Source organism: Sphaerimonospora cavernae, from assembly GCF_042435035.1.
GTDB classification, from domain to species: domain Bacteria; phylum Actinomycetota; class Actinomycetes; order Streptosporangiales; family Streptosporangiaceae; genus Sphaerimonospora; species Sphaerimonospora cavernae.
The window spans coordinates 311,664-330,404 of the sequence record NZ_JBHMQT010000032.1 but is presented as its reverse complement, the minus strand read 5'-3'; the positions used below and the strand labels follow the sequence as shown (position 1 = coordinate 330,404).

General features: G+C 70.1%; 20 protein-coding genes. 13 read left to right on the top strand and 7 right to left on the bottom strand.

Features of this window, described 5'->3' with window-relative positions; genetic code table 11:
* Positions 1-25: 25 nt before the first annotated feature.
* Positions 26-1,339 carry a D-arabinono-1,4-lactone oxidase gene (locus ACFHYQ_RS14890; RefSeq protein WP_394301723.1) on the bottom strand — a complete coding sequence of 438 codons (1,314 nt, stop codon included), beginning with the start codon at positions 1,337-1,339 and terminating at the stop codon, positions 26-28.
* Between the two features lie 93 nt (positions 1,340-1,432).
* On the bottom strand, positions 1,433-2,629 hold the full coding sequence (locus ACFHYQ_RS14885) for an MFS transporter (RefSeq protein WP_394301722.1): 1,197 nt from the start codon (positions 2,627-2,629) through the stop codon (positions 1,433-1,435).
* A 160-nt stretch (positions 2,630-2,789) separates the two neighbouring features.
* Here ACFHYQ_RS14885 and ACFHYQ_RS14880 point away from each other — a divergent pair, with 160 nt between their 5' ends.
* Entirely contained in the window at positions 2,790-3,998 is a 1,209-nt protein-coding gene (locus tag ACFHYQ_RS14880) for a lytic transglycosylase domain-containing protein (protein ID WP_394301721.1), read from the top strand.
* On the opposite strand, the gene ACFHYQ_RS14875 is transcribed toward ACFHYQ_RS14880, so the two are convergent.
* Positions 3,989-5,029 carry a ferrochelatase gene (locus tag ACFHYQ_RS14875; protein ID WP_394301720.1) on the bottom strand — a complete coding sequence of 347 codons (1,041 nt, stop codon included), beginning with the start codon at positions 5,027-5,029 and terminating at the stop codon, positions 3,989-3,991. The genes ACFHYQ_RS14880 and ACFHYQ_RS14875 overlap by 10 nt on opposite strands.
* A gap of 79 nt (positions 5,030-5,108) precedes the next feature.
* Here ACFHYQ_RS14875 and ACFHYQ_RS14870 point away from each other — a divergent pair, with 79 nt between their 5' ends.
* Positions 5,109-7,121 (top strand): S9 family peptidase, encoded by a 2,013-nt coding sequence (locus tag ACFHYQ_RS14870; protein ID WP_394301719.1) that lies wholly within the window; start codon positions 5,109-5,111, stop codon positions 7,119-7,121.
* Positions 7,114-7,926 carry an inositol monophosphatase family protein gene (locus ACFHYQ_RS14865; RefSeq protein ID WP_394301718.1) on the top strand — a complete coding sequence of 271 codons (813 nt, stop codon included), beginning with the start codon at positions 7,114-7,116 and terminating at the stop codon, positions 7,924-7,926. Before ACFHYQ_RS14870 ends, ACFHYQ_RS14865 begins: the two co-directional genes overlap by 8 nt.
* 27 nt (positions 7,927-7,953) lie before the next feature.
* Here the strand turns inward: ACFHYQ_RS14865 and ACFHYQ_RS14860 are convergent, their stop codons facing one another.
* Positions 7,954-8,118, bottom strand: a complete 165-nt coding sequence (locus ACFHYQ_RS14860; RefSeq protein ID WP_204013871.1) for a hypothetical protein — start codon at positions 8,116-8,118, stop codon at positions 7,954-7,956.
* Between the two features lie 209 nt (positions 8,119-8,327).
* Here ACFHYQ_RS14860 and ACFHYQ_RS14855 point away from each other — a divergent pair, with 209 nt between their 5' ends.
* The 5 genes from ACFHYQ_RS14855 to ACFHYQ_RS14835 all read left to right on the top strand — a co-directional run bounded on the left by ACFHYQ_RS14855 (position 8,328) and on the right by ACFHYQ_RS14835 (position 13,333).
* Positions 8,328-8,981, top strand: coding sequence for a response regulator transcription factor (locus ACFHYQ_RS14855; protein ID WP_394301717.1), 654 nt, complete (start codon positions 8,328-8,330; stop codon positions 8,979-8,981).
* A 13-nt stretch (positions 8,982-8,994) separates the two neighbouring features.
* Positions 8,995-10,236, top strand: coding sequence for a sensor histidine kinase (locus tag ACFHYQ_RS14850; protein WP_394301716.1), 1,242 nt, complete (start codon positions 8,995-8,997; stop codon positions 10,234-10,236).
* 459 nt (positions 10,237-10,695) lie between these two features.
* Complete coding sequence (locus ACFHYQ_RS14845) at positions 10,696-10,995, top strand: DUF4193 domain-containing protein (protein ID WP_030454398.1); 300 nt, start codon at positions 10,696-10,698, stop codon at positions 10,993-10,995.
* 25 nt (positions 10,996-11,020) lie between these two features.
* Positions 11,021-11,761 (top strand): hypothetical protein, encoded by a 741-nt coding sequence (locus ACFHYQ_RS14840; protein ID WP_394301715.1) that lies wholly within the window; start codon positions 11,021-11,023, stop codon positions 11,759-11,761.
* 174 nt (positions 11,762-11,935) lie between these two features.
* Complete coding sequence (locus ACFHYQ_RS14835) at positions 11,936-13,333, top strand: alpha,alpha-trehalose-phosphate synthase (UDP-forming) (RefSeq protein WP_394301714.1); 1,398 nt, start codon at positions 11,936-11,938, stop codon at positions 13,331-13,333.
* Between the two features lie 14 nt (positions 13,334-13,347).
* On the opposite strand, the gene ACFHYQ_RS14830 is transcribed toward ACFHYQ_RS14835, so the two are convergent.
* Positions 13,348-13,641, bottom strand: a complete 294-nt coding sequence (locus tag ACFHYQ_RS14830) for a DUF4235 domain-containing protein (RefSeq protein WP_394301713.1) — start codon at positions 13,639-13,641, stop codon at positions 13,348-13,350.
* Between the two features lie 146 nt (positions 13,642-13,787).
* Here ACFHYQ_RS14830 and ACFHYQ_RS14825 point away from each other — a divergent pair, with 146 nt between their 5' ends.
* Genes ACFHYQ_RS14825 through ACFHYQ_RS14805 form a run of 5 tightly spaced genes read left to right on the top strand, consistent with a single transcriptional unit; the run spans position 13,788 to position 17,347 of the window.
* Entirely contained in the window at positions 13,788-15,059 is a 1,272-nt protein-coding gene (locus tag ACFHYQ_RS14825) for an AI-2E family transporter (RefSeq protein WP_394301712.1), read from the top strand.
* 31 nt (positions 15,060-15,090) lie between these two features.
* Complete coding sequence (gene dut, locus ACFHYQ_RS14820; RefSeq protein WP_394301711.1) at positions 15,091-15,528, top strand: dUTP diphosphatase; 438 nt, start codon at positions 15,091-15,093, stop codon at positions 15,526-15,528.
* Between the two features lie 31 nt (positions 15,529-15,559).
* Complete coding sequence (locus ACFHYQ_RS14815) at positions 15,560-16,234, top strand: DUF3710 domain-containing protein (RefSeq protein WP_394301710.1); 675 nt, start codon at positions 15,560-15,562, stop codon at positions 16,232-16,234.
* A gap of 29 nt (positions 16,235-16,263) precedes the next feature.
* Positions 16,264-16,656, top strand: a complete 393-nt coding sequence (locus ACFHYQ_RS14810; RefSeq protein WP_394301709.1) for an OB-fold nucleic acid binding domain-containing protein — start codon at positions 16,264-16,266, stop codon at positions 16,654-16,656.
* Positions 16,657-16,672: 16 nt separating this feature from the next.
* Positions 16,673-17,347 carry a DUF3159 domain-containing protein gene (locus tag ACFHYQ_RS14805; protein ID WP_394301708.1) on the top strand — a complete coding sequence of 225 codons (675 nt, stop codon included), beginning with the start codon at positions 16,673-16,675 and terminating at the stop codon, positions 17,345-17,347.
* Positions 17,348-17,405: 58 nt separating this feature from the next.
* Here ACFHYQ_RS14805 and ACFHYQ_RS14800 read toward each other — a convergent pair whose 3' ends face one another.
* Both ACFHYQ_RS14800 and ACFHYQ_RS14795 read right to left on the bottom strand, forming a co-directional pair.
* Complete coding sequence (locus tag ACFHYQ_RS14800) at positions 17,406-18,065, bottom strand: potassium channel family protein (RefSeq protein ID WP_394301707.1); 660 nt, start codon at positions 18,063-18,065, stop codon at positions 17,406-17,408.
* Positions 18,065-18,733, bottom strand: coding sequence for a potassium channel family protein (locus tag ACFHYQ_RS14795; protein ID WP_394301706.1), 669 nt, complete (start codon positions 18,731-18,733; stop codon positions 18,065-18,067). Before ACFHYQ_RS14795 ends, ACFHYQ_RS14800 begins: the two co-directional genes overlap by 1 nt.
* Positions 18,734-18,741: the final 8 nt, after the last annotated feature.

Here is an 18,741-nt window from a genome sequence, read left to right as displayed (position 1 = left end):
ATCGCGACTTTACGCGCCCTTGGCGTCAGCGTCCGGGCGGCGCGCCGAGGACGCGGTCGAGGTAATCGTTGGCGAACAGTCCGTGAGGGTCGAGACGGTCGCGCAGCGCGAGGAATTCCCCAAATCTCGGATAGACCGTGTCGAGGTAGGCGGCGTCGCGGGTGTGCAGTTTGCCCCAGTGCGGCCGTCCCCGGAGTCTCGTCATGATCTCCTCGACGCCCTCGAAGTACGCGGGGTTGGGCGTTGGCTGGTAGACGTGGCAGGCGATGTACGCCGTCGGCCTGCCGTACGCGGTGGACAGCCAGGCCTCCGACGGCGGCGCCACCCGGACCTCGATGGGGAAGCCGATCATCCAGCCCGACCGCTCGACGAGGTCGCGGACCTCGCGCAGCGCCTGGGCGAGGTGCTCGCGCGGGACGGCGTACTCCATCTCCAGGAAGCGCACCCGCCGCACGGTCGCGAAGATCTGGTAGGAGGCGTCCACGCACTCCGACGGGCCGAGCGCCTTCGCCGAGACCGCGTTGATGCCGGGGATGGCCCGGGGGAGTCGGGCGCCGAGCGCGCAGGCCGCGCCGAAGAGTGTGTTCTCCAGGAGCTCGTTGTCCAGCCAGCGGCGGAAGGCCGACGGCGGTGCGGCCGGCCCCGGGCTGCGGTCGTTCCGCTTGACCAGGCAGGCGTCGGTGTGCGGCAGCCAGTAGAAGTCGAGGTGGTCGGCCTGCCCGGTCAGATCGTCGAGTGACTCCAGGACGTCGCTGAACCGCATCGGCTCGCGCCGCCCGCGCAGCAGGAACGCCGGCTCCACCCGCAGTGTCACCGCCGTGATGACGCCGAGCGCGCCGAGCCCGACGCGGGCCGCGGCGAACAGGTCGCCCGCCTCGCCGTCGTCGCCCTCGCGCACGGTCGTGATCGAGCCGTCGGCCAGGACCATCTCCAGCCCGACGACCTGGTCGGCGAGGCCGGTGACGATCCGCCGGCCGGTGCCGTGCGTCCCGGTCTGTACGGCTCCGGCGATCGTCTGGGCGGTGATGTCGCCCATATTCGCCAGGGCGAGGCCACGCCGGTGGAGTTCGTCGTTCAGGACGTGCAGCGGGGTTCCGGCGGCGACCTTGACCCACCCGTCGCCCGCGTCCAGGAGGCCGGTCAGCGCGGCGGGCCGCAGCAGGATGCCGTCGGTGAGGGCCACGCCGGTGAACGAGTGGCCGCTGCCGACCATGCGCACCCGCCGACCGTCGCGCGCGGCGTCCCGTACGGCCTGGGCGACGTCGGCGGCCGAAGCGGGCGTGCGGATCTCGGCGGGGGTGGCGGACTGGTTCCGCGACCAGTTGACGAACGCGTCCATGATCCTCCCATCGCAATGGCGCGTCCCCCGATCGCGAATATGAACACTACTCATAATCGGGTCCGCTGCCTACCGATCGCCTACTGATGGGGGTCAGCCGGTGCTGTGCCCCTCGACCCGCACCAGTGTGGAACCGGCCGCGCCGACGACCGCGGCGGTCAGCGCGCAGACGAGGGTGAAGCCGTAGGCGTTGCCCGTGCCGAACGCGTCGGTCAGCCACCCGCCCGCCCACGCGCCGAGGGCCACGCCGAACCCGATGGAGGTCGAGAGCCACGCCATGCCCTCGGTGAGCTGACCGGTCGGGACCATGCGTTCGACCAGCGAGAAACCGGTGATCATGGTGGGAGAGATCGACAACCCGGCGAAGAACATCGCCACCGCCATCAGCCGGAGATCGTGCATCAGCAGCACCGGAGCGAGCCCCACGGCGAACAGCCCAAGCCCCCGCAGGAACCGGGTGCGCAAGCTGATCCTCCAGGGGCGTGAGCCGTACCACAGGCCGGAGATCATGCTGCCACCCGAGATGCAGGCGAGCAGGAGGCCGGCGGCCGCCTTGTTGCCGTGCTCCTCGGCGAAGGCCACGGTGACGACGTCGATCGAGCCGAACACCCCGCCGACGCCGAGGAACACGGCCGACAGCAGGGCGACGCCCGGGATCGCGATCGGCGAGCCGGAGTGCGTCCGGTGCCGCGTCGCCGGCGGCTCCGTGCCGCGCAACGCGGAGAAGGCCAGGGTGCCCGACACGGTGCAGACGATCGCGACGATCAGCCCGGCGTACGGATTGACCGCGACGGCCAGCGCGGTGACGAATGCGGGGCCGGTGACGAAGATCAGCTCGTCGATCACCGCCTCGAACGAGAACGCGGTGTGCAGCCTCGACGGGTCGTCCCGGAGCGCATGCGACCAGCGGGCCCGCACCATCGAACCCAGAGAGGTGGCCGAGACGCCCGTCGCCACGCCGGTGGCGTACAACGTCCACTCCGGGGCCTTCGCGTGCGCGCAGAGCATGAGGCCGGACAGCGACGCCGCGTGCGCCAGGGCGAACGGCACCAGCACCTTCGCCTGGCCCAACCGGTCGACGAGGCGGCCGGACAGGGGCGCCGCGATGGCGAAGGCGATCGACACGACGCCGGACACCGCGCCCGCCTTCGCGTAGGAGCCCGTCAGCCCTGATATCAAGAGGATGATCCCGATGCCGAGCATCGACATGGGGATCCGGCCTACGAATCCCGCCAGGACGAAGCCCCTGGCTCCAGGCGTGCCGAACAGCCCGCGGTACGGCCCTACCATCTCGTATCCCCTTCGGCAGCCGTGCGGCGGCCTGATTCTTCGGACCGTTCCCCCGGTCGGGCACGCGAACGGCGTCACCCAGTGCCGACCGTGCCGGGCCCGCCTATCGTGTGGCAAGTGATTTTTCCATCACTGAGACGAAGGGTTTAACGTGGGGCCGGTGCGACATCTTCCCGGGTCCGTGCCGCTTCGCACGTCTGTGGCGGGACTCGCCGTCGCCATCGCCGGGGTGATCGTCATGGGGAGCCTCTTCCTCGTCACCGAGGGTGGGGCGGGCGCGGCCGAGCGCTCTCCGTCTCGGGCGTCGGCGCCGGCTCCCACGCTCCGGCCGGAGACCGCGCTCGTGCCCGACGCCTCGCTGCCGTCGAGCCGGCCGGTCGTCGCCGCCCCCGCGGAAACCGCGGGCGTCGGGGGCGCCGCGGGCGCCGACGTCCGGGTGACGCCGCCCAGCCTGATGGCGATCGCACAGTCGAAGGTGACCGCCAGGACGTTGCGCGAGATGGCCAAGCTCCCGCACGTGACGAAGGCCGCCGCCGTCGACGGCGGCTCCGTCCGCGTCTCCGGTACGGCTCTGCGCCTGCTCGCGGTCGATCCGGCGCGGTTCCGCCAGTGGACGCCCAAGGCGGTGGCGCGGCACCCGGAGGTGTGGCGCGCCCTCGCCGGGGACGAGTTCGTGGCCGACCGCGCGGCCGCCGAGCGCCTGAGCCTGGTCCTGGGCGCGGAGTACCAACTGGACGGCGGGCCCCGGCTGCGCCTGGCCGCCTCGGCGGCCCTCGGGCTTCCGGGCATCGACGGGCTGATCGGCAAGGATCTCGGGAGACGACTGGGCTTCGCCGAGGGCATCGTGGTGCTGGTACACGGCGAGGACGGCCTGATCGACCGGAATGGGGTGAAGCGCCTGCTCGGCGGCGCCGCCGAGATCGTCCCCGTCAAATCCTCGTCCGGCGGCGGCCGTACGCCGAGCCGTACCTCCGAAGGACTGGTCGGGCGGCCGGAGAGCTACCTGGAGCTCTACCAGCGGTCGGCCGAGCTGTGCCCGGGCCTGTCGTGGACCGTGCTCGCCGCGATCGGCCAGGTGGAGAGCGGTCACGGGCGCAACAACGGGCCGTCCTCGGCCGGCGCCCTCGGACCGATGCAGTTCATGCCGGCGACGTGGAAGGCCTACGGGGTGGACGGCGACGGGGACGGCGAGACCGACATCTGGAGCGCCTACGACGCCGTGCCGTCCGCCGCCAAGTACCTGTGCGCGAACGGCGCCGGGCGCGGGGGCGAGAAGCTCAGGAAGGCCGTGTGGTTCTACAACCACTCCTGGGCCTACGTCGACCGGGTCCTGTCGCTCGCCGACGCCTACACCCGCACCTACTCCTGACCGTGCCCCGCACCCGGGCCCCGGCCCTGATCCCGTCGCGGCCTGGGACAGCAGGTGGCGGGGCACACCGTGGGCTCCGGCTCGGCCAGCAGCGCACCGACCATCGCCACGAACCGCGGGTGGACGCCGGCGGTGGCCGCCCGGGTGAGGGCCATGCCGAGCTTGTCCGCGGCGGCGGCCGCCTCCACGTCGAGGTCGTAGACGACCTCCATGTGGTCGGACATGAACCCGATCGGCACCAGCACCACCGCGCCGACCCCACGGGTGTGCAGCGCCTCGAGGTGGTCGCAGACGTCGGGCTCGAGCCATGGCACCTGTGGCGGGCCGCTGCGGCTCTGCCACACCAGGTCCCACTCCCGCCCCGTACCTCGGCCGGCGGGCGCCGCCTCGGCCACGATGAGCTCGGCGGTTCTGCGCAGCTGCGCCTCGTACGCGCCGCCCGCGGGCCCGGCCGTACGGGCCATGGTGAGCGGGATGCTGTGCGCGGTGAAGACCAGCCGGGCCGTGTCCCGTACGCCCTCGGGGAGCCTGCCGAGGGCCTCGCGGGTGTGGTCGGCCATCGCCGCGACGAAGTCCGGGTGATCGTAGTGGTGCCGCAGTCTGACGATCTCCGGTGCATCGGGGACGGCGGCACGGGCCCGGGCGATGTCGTCGAGGTACTGTCTGCAGCTCGAATAGGAGCTGTAGGCCGACGTGACGAAGGCGGCCGCCCTGCGGACCCCGTCGTCCTTCATCCTGCGGACGGTGTCCTCCAGGAACGGGTGCCAGTTGCGGTTTCCCCAGTACACCGGCAGGCCGACGGCCGGTTCCGCCTCGATCGCCTCGATCAGCTGCCGGCACTGCGCGTTGATCGGGCTGACCCCGCCGAACCTCTGGTAGTGGTCCGCCACCTCCAGCAGCCGCTCGCGCGGCACGCCGCGGCCACGTACGACGTTCTCCAGGAACGGCATCACGTCCTCGGGCCCCTCCGGGCCCCCGAACGACACGACGACCAGCGCGTCATAGCCGGCGTTACCGGTGGTGCTGTCCATGGGCGTCAACCCTATGCCGCGCCGCGGCCGGTGCGGCCAGCGGCTTGGGGATCACCCGGGAGGCGGGTAGGTTCGAACGGTGAGCCAATTTCCGGACGCACCGTTCGCCGATCTCCAGGAATACGTCGCCCTGCCGCGAGTGGTGTCGCTGCGGCTCTCGCCCGACGGGACGCGGCTCGTGGCCGTGGCCCAGTCCCTCAACCCCGACAGGATCTCGTACGGCACCGCGCTGTGGGAGATCCCCCTGGACGGCGACGGCGAGCCGTACCGGCTGACCAGGTCGGCGAAGGGGGAGGCGGGCGCGGTGTTCGCCCCCGACGGAGGCGTGCTGTTCACGTCGCGGCGGCCCGACGAGACGGTGAAGGACTCCGGCGACGGCGACGTTCCGGCGCTGTGGCTGCTGCCGCCGAGGGGTGAGGCCCGGCGGATCGCGACGCGTCCCGGCGGGATCGGAGGAGTCAGGGCGGCCGGCGACACGATCGTCTACGCCGCGCAGGTGCTGCCCGGGGACGCCGCGACCGAGGAGGAGCGCCGCAAGGCCCGCAAGGAGGCCGGGATCAGTGCGGTCCTGCACGAGGACTACCCGGTCCGCTACTGGGACCACGACCTCGGCCCGGACCGGACCCGCCTGTTCGCCGCGCCCGCCCGCGATCTGGACGCCGCGCGGGATCTCACGCCCGAGCCGGGCGGGGCGATGGACGAGCGCCTGTCGTTCGACGTCACCCCGGACGGCTCGACGGTGATCGCCACCTGGCGGGTCCCGATGTCGAAGGGCGAGCTGCGCTTCGAACTGGTCGCCATCGACGTCGCCGGCGGCTCCCGGCGGACCCTGGCCGCCTCGGACTCCCATGACTTCGGCGGGCCGGTGGCGGTCTCGCCCGACGGGCGGCACGTCGCGTGCGTGCGGGAGCGGCACGGCACCGAGGAGATGTCCGCCAAGCTCGAACTGTGGGTGGTCGACCTGACGACAGGGGAGGGCCGGGCGCTGGGCGGAGAGCTGTTCCCCGCGGCGATCGCCTGGGCGCCGTCGTCGAAGGAGATCTTCTTCGCGGCCGACCACCGGGGTCGCCGCCCGGTCTTCCGGGTGGACATCGACTCCGCCGCGGTGGCCAGGCTGACCCCCGACGACGGGTCCTACCTGGAGCTGTGCCCGGCCCCCGACGACTCCGCGCATCCCGGGTCGGTGTACGCCCTGCGCAGCGCCGTCGACTCGCCTCCCACGCCGGTGCGGATCGCGACGGACGGCTCGGTGACCGAGCTTCCCTCGCCCACTCCGCGGCTCGACCTGCCCGGCACGCTGACCGAGGTCGAGTCGACCGCCGAGGACGGCACTCCGCTGCGGGGCTGGCTGGTGCTGCCGGCCGGGGCGTCGGCGGAGGATCCCGCGCCGTTCCTGCTGTGGATCCACGGCGGGCCGGTGACGAGCTGGAATGACTGGAGCTGGCGCTGGAACCCGTGGATCATGGCGAGGCACGGCTACGCCGTGCTCCTGCCTGACCCGTGCCTTTCCACGGGGTACGGCCAGGCGATGATCGACAGGGGCTGGGGCGAGTGGGGGCCGGTCACCCACGCCGACCTGATGACGATCACCGACGAGTGCCTCAAGCGCCCGGATGTGGACGACCAGCGGATCGCGGCGATGGGCGGCTCGTTCGGCGGCTACATGGCCAACTGGGTGGCCGGGCACACCGATCGGTTCCAGGCCGTCGTCACCCACGCCTCGCTGTGGAACCTCGACCAGTTCGCCGGGACGACCGACGCCTCCATGTACTGGCAGCGGGAGTTCGGCGCCCCGGGCTCGGCCCGCTACGAGCGGCTGTCGCCGCACCGGTCGCTGCACGCCATCGCCACGCCCATGCTCGTGATCCACGGCGACCGGGACTATCGGGTGCCGATCGGGGAAGCTCTCCGGTTGTGGTGGGATCTGCGGCGTTCAGAGGTCGAGTCGAAGTTCCTGTACTTCCCCGACGAGAACCACTGGGTGCTCAGGCCCGGCAACATCATCGTGTGGTACCGGACCGTGCTGGACTTCCTGGGCCATCACGTGCTGGGCGAGACGACCGGAGAGGAAGGAGATGATCGCGATGGCTGACGGGGACGCGCTGCTGGAACTGGCCGTCTCGATCGCGCGGGAGGCGGGCGAGATGCTCCTCGCCAAACGTCCCGCCCGGCCGGAGGTGCTCGCCACCAAGTCCAGCCCGACCGACGTGGTCACCGTGCTCGACCGCGCCGCCGAGGAACTGATCCGCACCCGCGTACGCCAGGCCAGGCCGTACGACGCGATCCTCGGCGAGGAGGGCGGCGAAACGCCGGGCCTGAGCGGCCCGAGCGGTGAGGGCGGCGTCAGATGGGTGGTCGACCCGATCGACGGCACGGTCAACTTCCTGTACGGCCTGCCGGACTGGGCCGTCAGCATCGGTGTCGAGGTGGACGGCGAGATCGTCGCCGGCGTGGTCCACAACGTCCCACGCGCAGAGATCTTCACCGCGGTCAGGGGCGGCGGAGCCTGGCTGGCGGGTGAGCGGCTGCGGTGTAACACCGGCGTCCCGCTGTCGAGGGCGCTGGTCGCCACCGGTTTCGGATACGGCGCCGAGCGTCGCCGAGTGCAGGCCGAGGTGCTGGCCGACGTGGTGCCGGTCGTCCGGGACATCAGGCGGGGCGGTTCGTGCGCGATCGACCTGTGCTCGGTCGCCGCCGGGCGCGTCGACGCCTACTACGAGCGCGGCGCCAACTACTGGGACTGGGCCGCCGCCGGGCTGGTCGCGGCCGAGGCGGGAGCGCGGATCGCGGGCCTGAACGGCAAACCCGCCAATCCGGAACTGACGCTGTCCGCCGCGCCCGGGCTGTTCGAGGAGCTGCATGACCTGCTGGCTCCCCTCGACCCCGAGCGCGGCTAACAGCGCCTTGTGATCGGCGCTGTGTGGTCAGCGCCGGATCTGAACGCCGTGATCTTCAGCGAGGCGCCGCAAGTCCTCGATCTCGGCGGTGAGGGTGTCGGCGAGGAAGTCGTCGCCGCTCGAGGTGGCCTCCTCGAGACCCTTGTAGGCCTGGTCGAGCCTGGAAGCGATCGTGGTCGTGAACTCGCCCATCTCACCTTCTCTCTCAGGGAACGAACTGCCGATACGCCTGCCCGGCGCACGACAATTGGGATGTAGCGGTGCCTTACCCACCCCGGTATGCATCTCAAACCATCGAATTCATGTGCTCTACGTCACGTAGAGACGAAGAACCCGCTTACCGGCGTCTTACGGCCGACCCGGCCAGAATGTAGACGTCGTTCCAGCTGAGGAGGACCTTGATGCGCGTTCTTGTGGTGGAGGACGAGCGGGTGCTCGCCGACGCGATCGCCACCGGACTCCGCCGTGAGGCGATGGCCGCCGACGTCGCCTATGACGGCGCCGCCGCGCTCGAGAAGATCGGGTACATCGACTACGACGTGATCGTCCTCGACCGGGATCTGCCCAAGGTCCACGGGGACGAGGTGGCCCGTCGGCTGGTCGCCCAGCGGTCGGCCTCGCGGATCATCATGCTGACCGCGGCCGGTGACGTCGACGACAAGGTCGAGGGGCTGGGACTCGGAGCAGACGACTATCTCGCCAAGCCGTTCGTGTTCGTGGAACTGGTCGCCAGGGTGCGGGCGCTCGGCCGGCGGTCCGCGCCGCCGCTGCCGCCCGTGCTGGAGCGGGCCGGGGTCCGGCTCGACCCCGGCAAGCGGCTCGTCATGAGGGACGGCAGGGAGGTGTCGCTCACCAAGAAGGAGTTCGCCGTGCTGGAGGAGTTGATGCGCGCCGAAGGTGCGGTCGTCAGCCAGGAGGATCTGCTGGACAAGGCGTGGGACGAGCACATCGACCCGTTCACCAACGTCGTCCGGGTGACGATGATGACGTTGCGCAAGAAGCTCGGCGACCCCCCGATCATCGAGACCGTGCCCGGGGTCGGGTACCGGCTGTGATGAGGGTTCAGCTGTGAGCAGGCTCCAGGTCCCGCCCCCGCCCAGCGGCCCGCCCGCCTGGGACGGCCCGCCACCCGAGGTCGCCCACCCGGTGCAGCGCAATCTCATCGGCGAGATCAAGGCGCTTCAGGGCAGGATCAGCATCCGCTGGCGGCTCACGCTCACCTACGGCGCGTTGTTCTTCGCTGTCGGCGCCGTGCTCCTGTTCGTGATGTACACCCTGGTCGGCCTCGCGATCAGCACAGCGTGGCCGCCCATCGAGTCGCGCGGGTACCCACCCGAAGTCGCCCAGCAGATCGAGGCCTGGTGGGCCTCTCACCGGGATCTGGCCATCGAGTCCGCGCGTGCCGAACTGCTGAACAGGTCTCTGATGGCGCTCGTCGGAGTGGGGGTCCTCGCGCTGATCTTCGGCTACGTGGTGGCGGACCGGGCGCTGCTGCCGGTCAAGCAGATGACCGCGACCGCGCGCAGGCTGTCGGAGACCTCGCTCGCCCACGAGCGGATCGGCCTGCAGGGGCCCGACGACGAGCTCAAGGAACTGGCCGACACCTTCGACGCCATGCTCATCCGGCTCAACACGGCCTTCGACGCCCAGCGGCGGTTCGTCGACAACGCCTCGCACGAGCTGCGCACCCCGCTGGCCATCAACCGGACGGTCCTCGAGGTCGCGCTCGCCGATCCGGAGGCCTCCGAGGACCTCAAGGTGCTCGGCCGTACGCTGCTGGGCACCACCGCGCGCAACGAGCGGCTGATCGAGGGGCTGCTCCTGCTCGCGCGCAGCGATCGGGAGCTGTCGGTGCGAAAGCCGGTCGACGTCCGGGAGGTCGCCAGGACCACTGTCGAGCAGCTCGCGCCGTTCGCGGCGGAGGAGTCCGTCACGATCGAGCATGATTTGCATTCCGCTCCCGCGGCGGGGGATCCGGTTCTCCTCGAACGCTGTGTTTCCAACCTCGTCGAGAACGGCATCAAGCACAACTCCGGCCCCAATGGAAAAGTGTGGGTCCGTACGGGAATGGTCGGTAGGGGCGCCGTTGTTCAGGTCGCGAACACGGGACCGCACGTGCCCGCGTACGAGGTGGAGAGCCTGTTCGAGCCGTTCCGGAGACTGAACTCCGACCGGGTGCAGTCCGCCAAGGGCGCGGGCCTGGGTCTGTCCATCGTGCGTGCGATCGCGGGTGCGCACGGCGGCGCGGTCACCGCTGTCCCACGGGACGGCGGCGGTCTCGTGGTGACGGTACGCCTCCCGGAAAGCTAGGTCGTGTCTGGCAAATCATGCCCTGCTACGCGCGGCCCAGATGGCGCCTCGCCGCACCGGAGTCGTCGCTCGTAGGCTCGCTCCGCTACGAGTTCCTCCTCCGGCTTGCGATGCGTCCATCTGGATCCACGCTCGCGACGGGCAGCATTTGTCAGACACTCCTAGGCGGCCGTCGGCTCGCAGCAGTCGGCGCGCTGATGGCGCGCGCACGCCGTACATGTGGTTGGATGTGCCGTCGAGCGTGATGGGGTCATACCCTCGATACTGTGGTTTTCGCCATATTTGGCTAACTATGGCCTCGTGTGGAATACCCCTCGCGTCTCGGGAGGTTCAGGGTTCGCCCAAGTGGGTACCGATTGCACGATTTCCGGGCCCCCGTGGGCACAACTACGGCCTCTCAAGCGTTGAAGACGCGCGACGCAGGCGCAGAAGGATAGATGAGGGGGATGGAGCACGCCAATGGCTACCGATTACGACAGCCCGCGCAAGACCGACGACGACCTGAGCGAGGACAGCCTTCAGGAACTCCAGGCTCGGCGCAGTGACAAGTCGTCGGGCAGCATCGACATCGATGAGACCGATCTCGCCGAGTCGCTTGAGCTGCCGGGGGCGGATCTGTCGAACGAGGAGCTCTCGCTCCGGGTGATTCCTCGGCAGGCGGACGAGTTCACGTGCTCGCGCTGTTTCCTGGTGCACCACCGCAGCCAGTTGGCCTCGGAGAAGAACGGCCAGCAGGTTTGCCGCGAGTGCGCGGCCTGAGTTAGGAGACCCTTAGGAGGGTCCGTTGAGTCCCGAATCGAAGGACGAGGTTGCCGATCTGGTCGGCAAGCTCGTGGCCCCTGAGGAGACGGACGGGGCCGAGCGGCGTCGGCTGCTCGGCCGCCTCAGCAAAGTGCTCGCCGAGTCCGCTCGCAGGGCGGGGAAAAGGGGACGGGGCCGCTGGCTGGCGGACGTGTTCCTGAACATCGCCCCGCGGTTACCGATCAGGGACTACGCGACACTGCAAGAGCACCATTACGGCATGACCGGCGAGCAACTCGCCGACGATCTGGTCCGCACCGCCGCCAAGGCGACGATGGCGGTAGGCGCGGTCGGGGGAGCGCTCGCCGCCGCCGAGTTCGCCGCACCGCCCCTTCTTCTGTCGGCCCCCGCCCAACTCGTGGCCGAGACACTCGTCGTCGCGGCCATCGAGGTGAAGCTCCTGGCCGAGTTGCACGAGGTGTACGGCGTGCAGATCCCGGGCAACGGCGCCCAGCGCGCCGCCGTGTACACCGTCGCCTGGTCCAAACAGCGCGGCGTCAATCCTCTCGCCCCCGGCTCCGCGACGATCGCCATTGGCGCGGCGGCCAAGACGGCGCTGCGCAACCGCCTGATGCGTACCCTCGGCAGGCACCTCACCACCCTCGGTCCGTTCCTCACCGGCGCCGTCGCCGGCGGAGCGCTGAACCGGGCCGCCACCCGCAAGCTCGCGCAGGCCGTACGGGCCGACCTACGGCGCCAGCAGGCCCTGCCGCCGTCACCCTGACCCCGCGGTCAGATAGATCAGTGTCACCCGATTGGTCTAAACCATCGGGGAACATCCGTGACCTGCGGTGAGATCATTCTCACACCCTCTTAACGAATGCCCAGGTAATGGGCGGGTATGGGCGTGGTTCGGTGCCTTTCGTATGGTGGTACCAGGCGACCCTGGAGGGGCTCAATGCGCAGCACCAGCTCGTTTCTGATCGTCGCGAACCGGCTTCCGGTGGACCGCGTGGGTGAGAAGGAGTGGCGGCGCAGCCCGGGTGGGCTGGTGACCGCGATCGCGCCCGTCATGCAGCGGCGCGACGGAGCATGGCTCGGATGGACCGGCGCGGCGGGGGAGGAGCTCAAGCCGTTCGAGGACGACGGCATGCACCTGATCCCGGTGCCCCTCTCCGAGCGTGAGGTCGAGCTCTACTACGAAGGCTTCTCCAACGCGACCCTCTGGCCTCTCTACCACGATGTCGTCGCCGCCCCCGTCTACTCCCGCGTCCTGTGGGACGCCTATCGGGCGGTCAACGAGCGCTTCGCTCGTGCCGCGGCCGAGGCGGCCGCACCCGGTGCGGTGGTGTGGGTGCAGGACTACCAGCTGCAACTCGTGCCTGCCATCCTGCGCAGGCTCCGCCCCGACCTGAAGATCGGGTTCTTCCTGCACATCCCGTTCCCGCCCGTCGAGCTGTTCTGCCAGCTGCCGTGGCGCAAGGAGATCCTTGAAGGACTGCTGGGAGCCGACCTCGTGGGGTTCCAGCGGCCGGGCGGGGCCTCCAACTTCGTCCGGTTGTGCCGCCGTCTTCTGGGCCTGCAGAACTCACGTAACGAGATCCAGGTCGACGGCCGCGCGGTACGGGCCGAGGCGTTCCCGATCTCGGTGGACTTCGGGGAGCTGGACCAGCTCGCCCGCGATCAGCGCATCCAGCTGCGTGCCAAGGAGATCAGGGCCGAGCTCGGAGATCCCGAGCACTTACTGCTCGGCGTCGACCGGCTCGACTACACCAAGGGGATCGGCCAGCGGCTCAAGGCGTTCGGCGAGCTACTCGCCGACGGCTCCGTCAAGCCCGGGGAGGCCGCGTTCGTGCAGGTGGCCACGCCGACCCGGGAACGCGTCGCCGAGTACGTCAAACTGCGGGGCGACATCGAGCTGAGGGTCGGCCGGATCAACGGCGAGCACGGCATGCTGGGAAGGCAGCCGATCTCCTACCTCCACCAGTCCTACCGCAGGGACGAACTGGCGGCGCTGTACTGCGCGGCCGACGTCATGGTGGTCACGCCGCTGCGCGACGGCATGAACCTGGTGGCCAAGGAGTACGTGTCCTGCCGCCACGACCTGCGGGGGGCGCTCGTGCTGAGCGAGTTCGCCGGGGCCGCCGACGAGCTGCGCCAGGCCTTCCTGGTCAATCCGTACGACATCGCCGGCATGAAGCGGGCCATGCTGGCGGCGATGCGCGCCACCCCGCACGAGCTCGCGCGCCGGATGCGCTCCCTCAGGCGCAGGGTCGCCGGACATGACGTGGACAGGTGGGCCGGGGACTTCCTCTCGGCCCTTGAATCCCCGGCTTCCAATCCCAGGTCAGGCTAGTGCCGGGAGGGGCACTAGAGCGCGTCCTTGGCGGCGGCTTCCTTCCAGGCGTGCCACTTCTTCGCCGCCGTACGAGTCGCGACGATCCTGGCGACCTCCATGCCCAGACCCATCACCACCGCGTAGGCGATCGCCTCGCCGAGGCTGATGTCCGGTGAGTCCGCGTTGGCCGGAGGCTTCCTGCCCGTGGCCTTCTCCCAGGCGAACCCGAGCACCTTGCGCGAGGCGAACCCCACGGCCAGGCCGATGAGGCCGCCCAGGATCCGCCACTGCAGGTCCGGTTTCTCAGCGCTCTTGTCGTCCGACATGATTCCTCCTCAGTGCTGACCCTATCCGCCCGGGCCGCGCGCACACGCCTCATCACTCCTGACGGCCTGCCCGGCACCACCATGCCCACGTTTTGAACCGGTAAAAGGGGTGCGCGCCCGGAAGAGGAACGTGCCAGTCTGGACATGTGATCTCGCATAAGAGGCGTGAGGCCGAGGGCGTGCCTCCTGTGCTCGCCACCCTGGCCGCCTGGAGTTGGCGGCTGCTGCTGATCGGCGCGCTGATCTACGTCCTGGCGCTGATCATCGGCCGGCTCAGCTTCGTCGTCCTGCCGCTGGCGGTGGCCTTCCTGCTGACCGCGCTGCTGCACCCGCTGACCCGGCGGCTCAGGACCGCCGGATTGCGCCCGATCTATGCCACGTGGATCACGATGCTCCTCGGGCTCGCGGTCATCGTGGGCGTCGGCTTCATGATCGGCGCCAGGGCGAACGAGGAGTTCCCCCGGCTGGTCGAGCAGATCCAGCTCACCGCTCGCAACGTTCAGGACTGGCTGCTGCACGGACCGCTCCATCTCAAGGAGGCGCAACTCGCCGACATCGTCGACGAGCTGGGCAAGCAGATCAACGAGCGGCGCACCGAGATCACGGGGACGGTGCTCAGCGGTGCGACCGCGATCGTCGAGGTGCTCGCCTCCATCGTGCTGATCCTGTTCGTCACGTTCTTCCTACTCAAGGACGGCGACCGGATCTGGTCGTGGTTCCTGCGCGCGTTCGGCCGCGCCACGCCGCGAGTGGACCGGGCCGGGCGGGCCGCCTGGGTCACGATCTCCCAGTACGTGCACGGCACGGTGGCCGTGGCGGCGATCCACGGGTTCATCATCGGCGTGGTCCTCGCCGGAATGCAGGTGCCCCTGTGGGCGCCCCTGGCAGTGCTGATCTTCTTCGCGAGCTTCATCCCGGTCGTCGGCATCTTCTTCGCCGGCGGCATCGCCACCCTGGTGACCTTCGGATCGCAGGGCTGGGTGTATGCGTTGATCTTCGTGGGCATCCTCGTGGTCGAGCAGCAGCTGGAGAACCACGTGCTGCAGCCGTTCATCGTCGGCCGGGCCCTCGCCTTCCACCCCCTGGCGATCATCCTCGTCCTCGCAGTCGGCGGTGTGCTCGGCGGGATCGCCGGCGCCGTGGTGGCCGTGCCGTTGACCGCGGTCATCTACCGGGCGCTGCCCGAACTGCGCCGCGATCCCGAGACGCCGATCGCCGAACCCCCGGCCTCCGCCGCGCCTCCTGCCATGCCTCTCGTCGTGCCGCACACCGAGCCGCACACCGAGCCGCACTCTGACCAAGAGAAGTCCGCCGTGCCGTCGGGCACATCAGATGCGGCAGAGGAGGCGGAGGAGGTGTCACCGCGACGCAAGGGGCAGAAACCCGGCGGGCACGCCGGTGCGGGTGCTCACAAATAAACGCTCAGCGGTGGCGGTAGGGTTTTTCGTCATGAGTGTGGAGGTGCTGATTCAGCGGCTCGATCCGGAGCTTCCGATGCCGTCGTACGCCCACCCGGGCGACGCCGGCGCCGATCTCTACGCGGTGCGGGACGTCGAGTTGCTCCCGGGGGAGCGGGCAGTCGTCGGCACCGGGATCGCGATCGCGCTGCCCGACGGGTACGCCGCCTTCGTGCACCCCCGCTCGGGACTGGCCGCCAGGCTCGGAGTGACACTGGTGAACGCGCCCGGCACGGTCGACGCCGGCTACCGCGGCGAGATCAAGGTGACGCTGATCAATACGGATGCCAAGGACGCGGTACGGCTCAGGCGGGGCGACCGCATCGCCCAGCTCGTCGTCCAGCGGGTGGCGAAGGCGGCCTTCCACGAGGTGGATCGGCTGCCCGGCTCGGTCCGCGGCGCGAACGGCTTCGGCTCCACCGGAACCTGAAGCCCGCACATATTCAAGGAGAGTGAACGAAGTGTTCCGACGTCGGCGACACGCGGAGGAGGAGACGGCACCGGTCGTCGCGGAGGTCGCTGAAGGGCGCACCGCCCTGACTTCGGGCCCCTGGGACGCGCAGGACGCCTATCCGGAGGCCGAGCGGGTCGATCTCGGTGGGCTGCTGCTGCCCATCGGTCCGCGCTTCGAGATCCAGCTCAGCGTGACCGGGGACCACATCGACGGGGCGATCGTCCTGGTCGAGGAGAGCGCTCTGCGGGTGCAGGCGATGGCCGCGCCCAAGCGGAGCGGGATCTGGGGCGAGGTGCGCGCGGAGATAGCGCGAGAGGTGACCGCCGCCGGCGGCACCGTGCAGGAGCAGGAAGGGCCGTTCGGAGCCGAACTGGCGGCGAGGGTGCCGCCGGCGCCCGGCGAGGCGTCCCAGCCGGTTCGCTACCTCGGGATCGACGGTCCCCGATGGCTGCTGCGCGCGGTGATCAGCGGCCGGGCGGCCCTCGACTCCACCGCGGCCGAGATCCTCGATAACGTGGTGCGTGACATCGTGGTCGTCCGCGGCGACGAGCCGATGCCTCCCAGGGAGACCATCCACCTGCGGCTGCCGGCCGAGGCTCGGCAGGCGATGGAGCAACAGGCGGCCCCGCAGGAGGAGTTCCGGCCGTTCGAGCGTGGCCCGGAGATCACCGAGACCCGGTGACGTATCCTGCGAGCGGAGGTGAACGACCGATGAGCACGCCGGAGCCCGCCAAACCGGGCGGCCTGCGCGGCTTCTTCCGAAGGCTGACCACCAGTCAGGCCGAACTGGAGGCCGAAGAGCTCAGGGAGGACACGGGACGGCAGGGCGCGACGCCCATCGCCTCGTGCGGTGAGCGGCGGCGGTTCTGCGTGGCCGGGACCCTCCGAACCGTGACTTTGCGTCCGCGGGGCGGCGCCCCGGCCCTGGAGGCGGAGCTGTACGACGGGTCGGACGTGATCGACCTCGTCTGGCTCGGCCGACGCAAAATCGCCGGAATCGAGCCGGGCCGTGTCGTGCTCGCCGAAGGTTTGGTCAGCGTCCAGGACGGCCGCAAGGTCATGTTCAATCCGCGTTACGAGCTGCGCCCCGCCGGCGGGCAGTGATCTACCGGGAGACCATATGAGTACAGCGGACATGGCGGCCGCCCCGGCGGCGCACGCGACCGTTGAGGCGGCCGTCCGTGCCCAGCTGGCCAAGGCACTGGGCGGCAGGCGCGGCATCGTCGAGGCGGCCGTCCCCACGATCGTCTTCACGGGAATGTGGATCGCCACCAGCCAGTTGAAGGCGTCCCTGATCGTCAGCATCGCCGCCGCGGTGGTCCTGCTGCTGGTCCGGCTGGCCCAGCGCACCACTCCGCAGTTCGTGCTCAACAGCCTTTTGGGCATCGGGATCGGCGCATTCTTCGCGATGCGGTCAGGTGACGCCAAGGACGTCTTCCTGCCGGGGATCTACTACAACGCCGGCTACGCGGCCGCGATGCTGCTGTCGATCGTCGCCCGTTGGCCGGTGGTGGGCTTCCTCATCGGCTCGGTGACCGGTGACCCCACGGCCTGGCACCGGGATCCCGGCCTGGTCCGTCTCTGCTCCCGGCTGACCTGGCTGCTGATGCTGCCGTGCCTGATCCGGGTGGTGGTGCAACTCCCGCTCTACTGGGCGGGTCAGGTCACCGCGCTGGGCATCGCCAAGATCGCACTTGGCTGGCCCCTGCAGGTCGCCGGCCTCGCGGCCATGGCCTGGGTGCTGGCGCGGGGCCGCACTCCCATCCCGACTCCCAGCCGGCGGCCCGCGGAGTGAGTCCGGCACCGGCAGTGAGACGACGTCAGTAGCCAGAGGGCGCAGGGGGCAGAGGGCGTCAGTGGCCGGAGAGCAGGTGGGCGAGCTGACGCTCGACCTCCTGGTTGGCCACGAACAGCAGTTCGTCGCCCGCCTCCAACGGGTCGTCGGCGGAGGGTACGAGGACCCGGCTCTCGCGCAGGATCGCCACGAGGGCTGCGTCCTCCGGCCAGGGAACCGACCCGGCTCGTTGGCCCACCACCGGCGCGTCCTCGGCGAGGGTCAGCTCCACGAGGTTGGCCTGGCCCTGCCGGAAGGTCATCAGGCGGACCAGGTCGCCCACGCTGACGGCCTCCTCGACCAGCGCCGACAGCAGGCGCGGCGTGGAGACCGCGACATCGACCCCCCATGATTCGTTGAACAGCCACTCGTTCTTCGGGTGGTTGACGCGGGCGACCACACGGGGCACGCCGTACTCGGTCTTGGCGAGCAGGGACACCACCAGATTGACCTTGTCGTCGCCGGAGGCGGCGATCACCACCTGACAGCTGTTCAGCCCCGCCTCGTCGAGTGAGGAGATCTCGCACGCGTCGGCGAGCAGCCATTCGGCCCGGGGCACGCTCTCGATTTTGATCGCATGCGGATCGATGTCGACGAGCAGGACCTCGTGCCCGTTCTCAAGAAGTTCCGCTGCGATCGAGCGGCCGACGGCCCCGGCGCCGGCGATGGTGACCCGCATCAGTTCTCCTCGTCGGAAGGCGGCCCGGACAGCATCTTGTTGATCCGGTCCATGTCGCTTTCGGCCGCTACCAGGTGCAGGATGTCGCCTTCCTGGATCACGGTGCCGTCCTTGGGCACGAGTGCCTCGCCCATACGGTTGATGAAGGCCAGCCGGGCGCCGGTGGCGTCCTCGGCGGACCTGGCCCGGACGCCGATCCAGCCGGGATGGAAGGGCACCTCGGCGAGGACCACCGTTCCGGTGGTGTCCCGCCACAGCGGTTCGGCCCCCTCGGGGAGCACCCTCCGCAGGATCTGGTCGGCGGTCCAGCGGACGGTGGCGACGGTCGGGATCCCCAGCCTCTGGTAGACCTCGGCTCGGCGGGGGTCGTAGATGCGGGCCACCACGTTCTCGACGCCGAACATCTCGCGCGCCACCCGGGCTGAGATGATGTTGGAGTTGTCGCCGCTGCTGACGGCGACGAAGGCCGCGGCCGACTCGATGCCGGCCTCTCCCAGCACGTCGCGGTCGAAGCCGACACCGGTCACCCGACGGCCGCGGAACCCGGCGCGCAGCCGCCGAAAGGCCTGCGGGTCGCGATCAATGATGGCCACGGAGTGGCCGTTGTCTTCGAGGATGTGGGCGAGGGTAGAGCCGACCCGGCCACATCCCATGATCACAATATGCATGCTTCCCC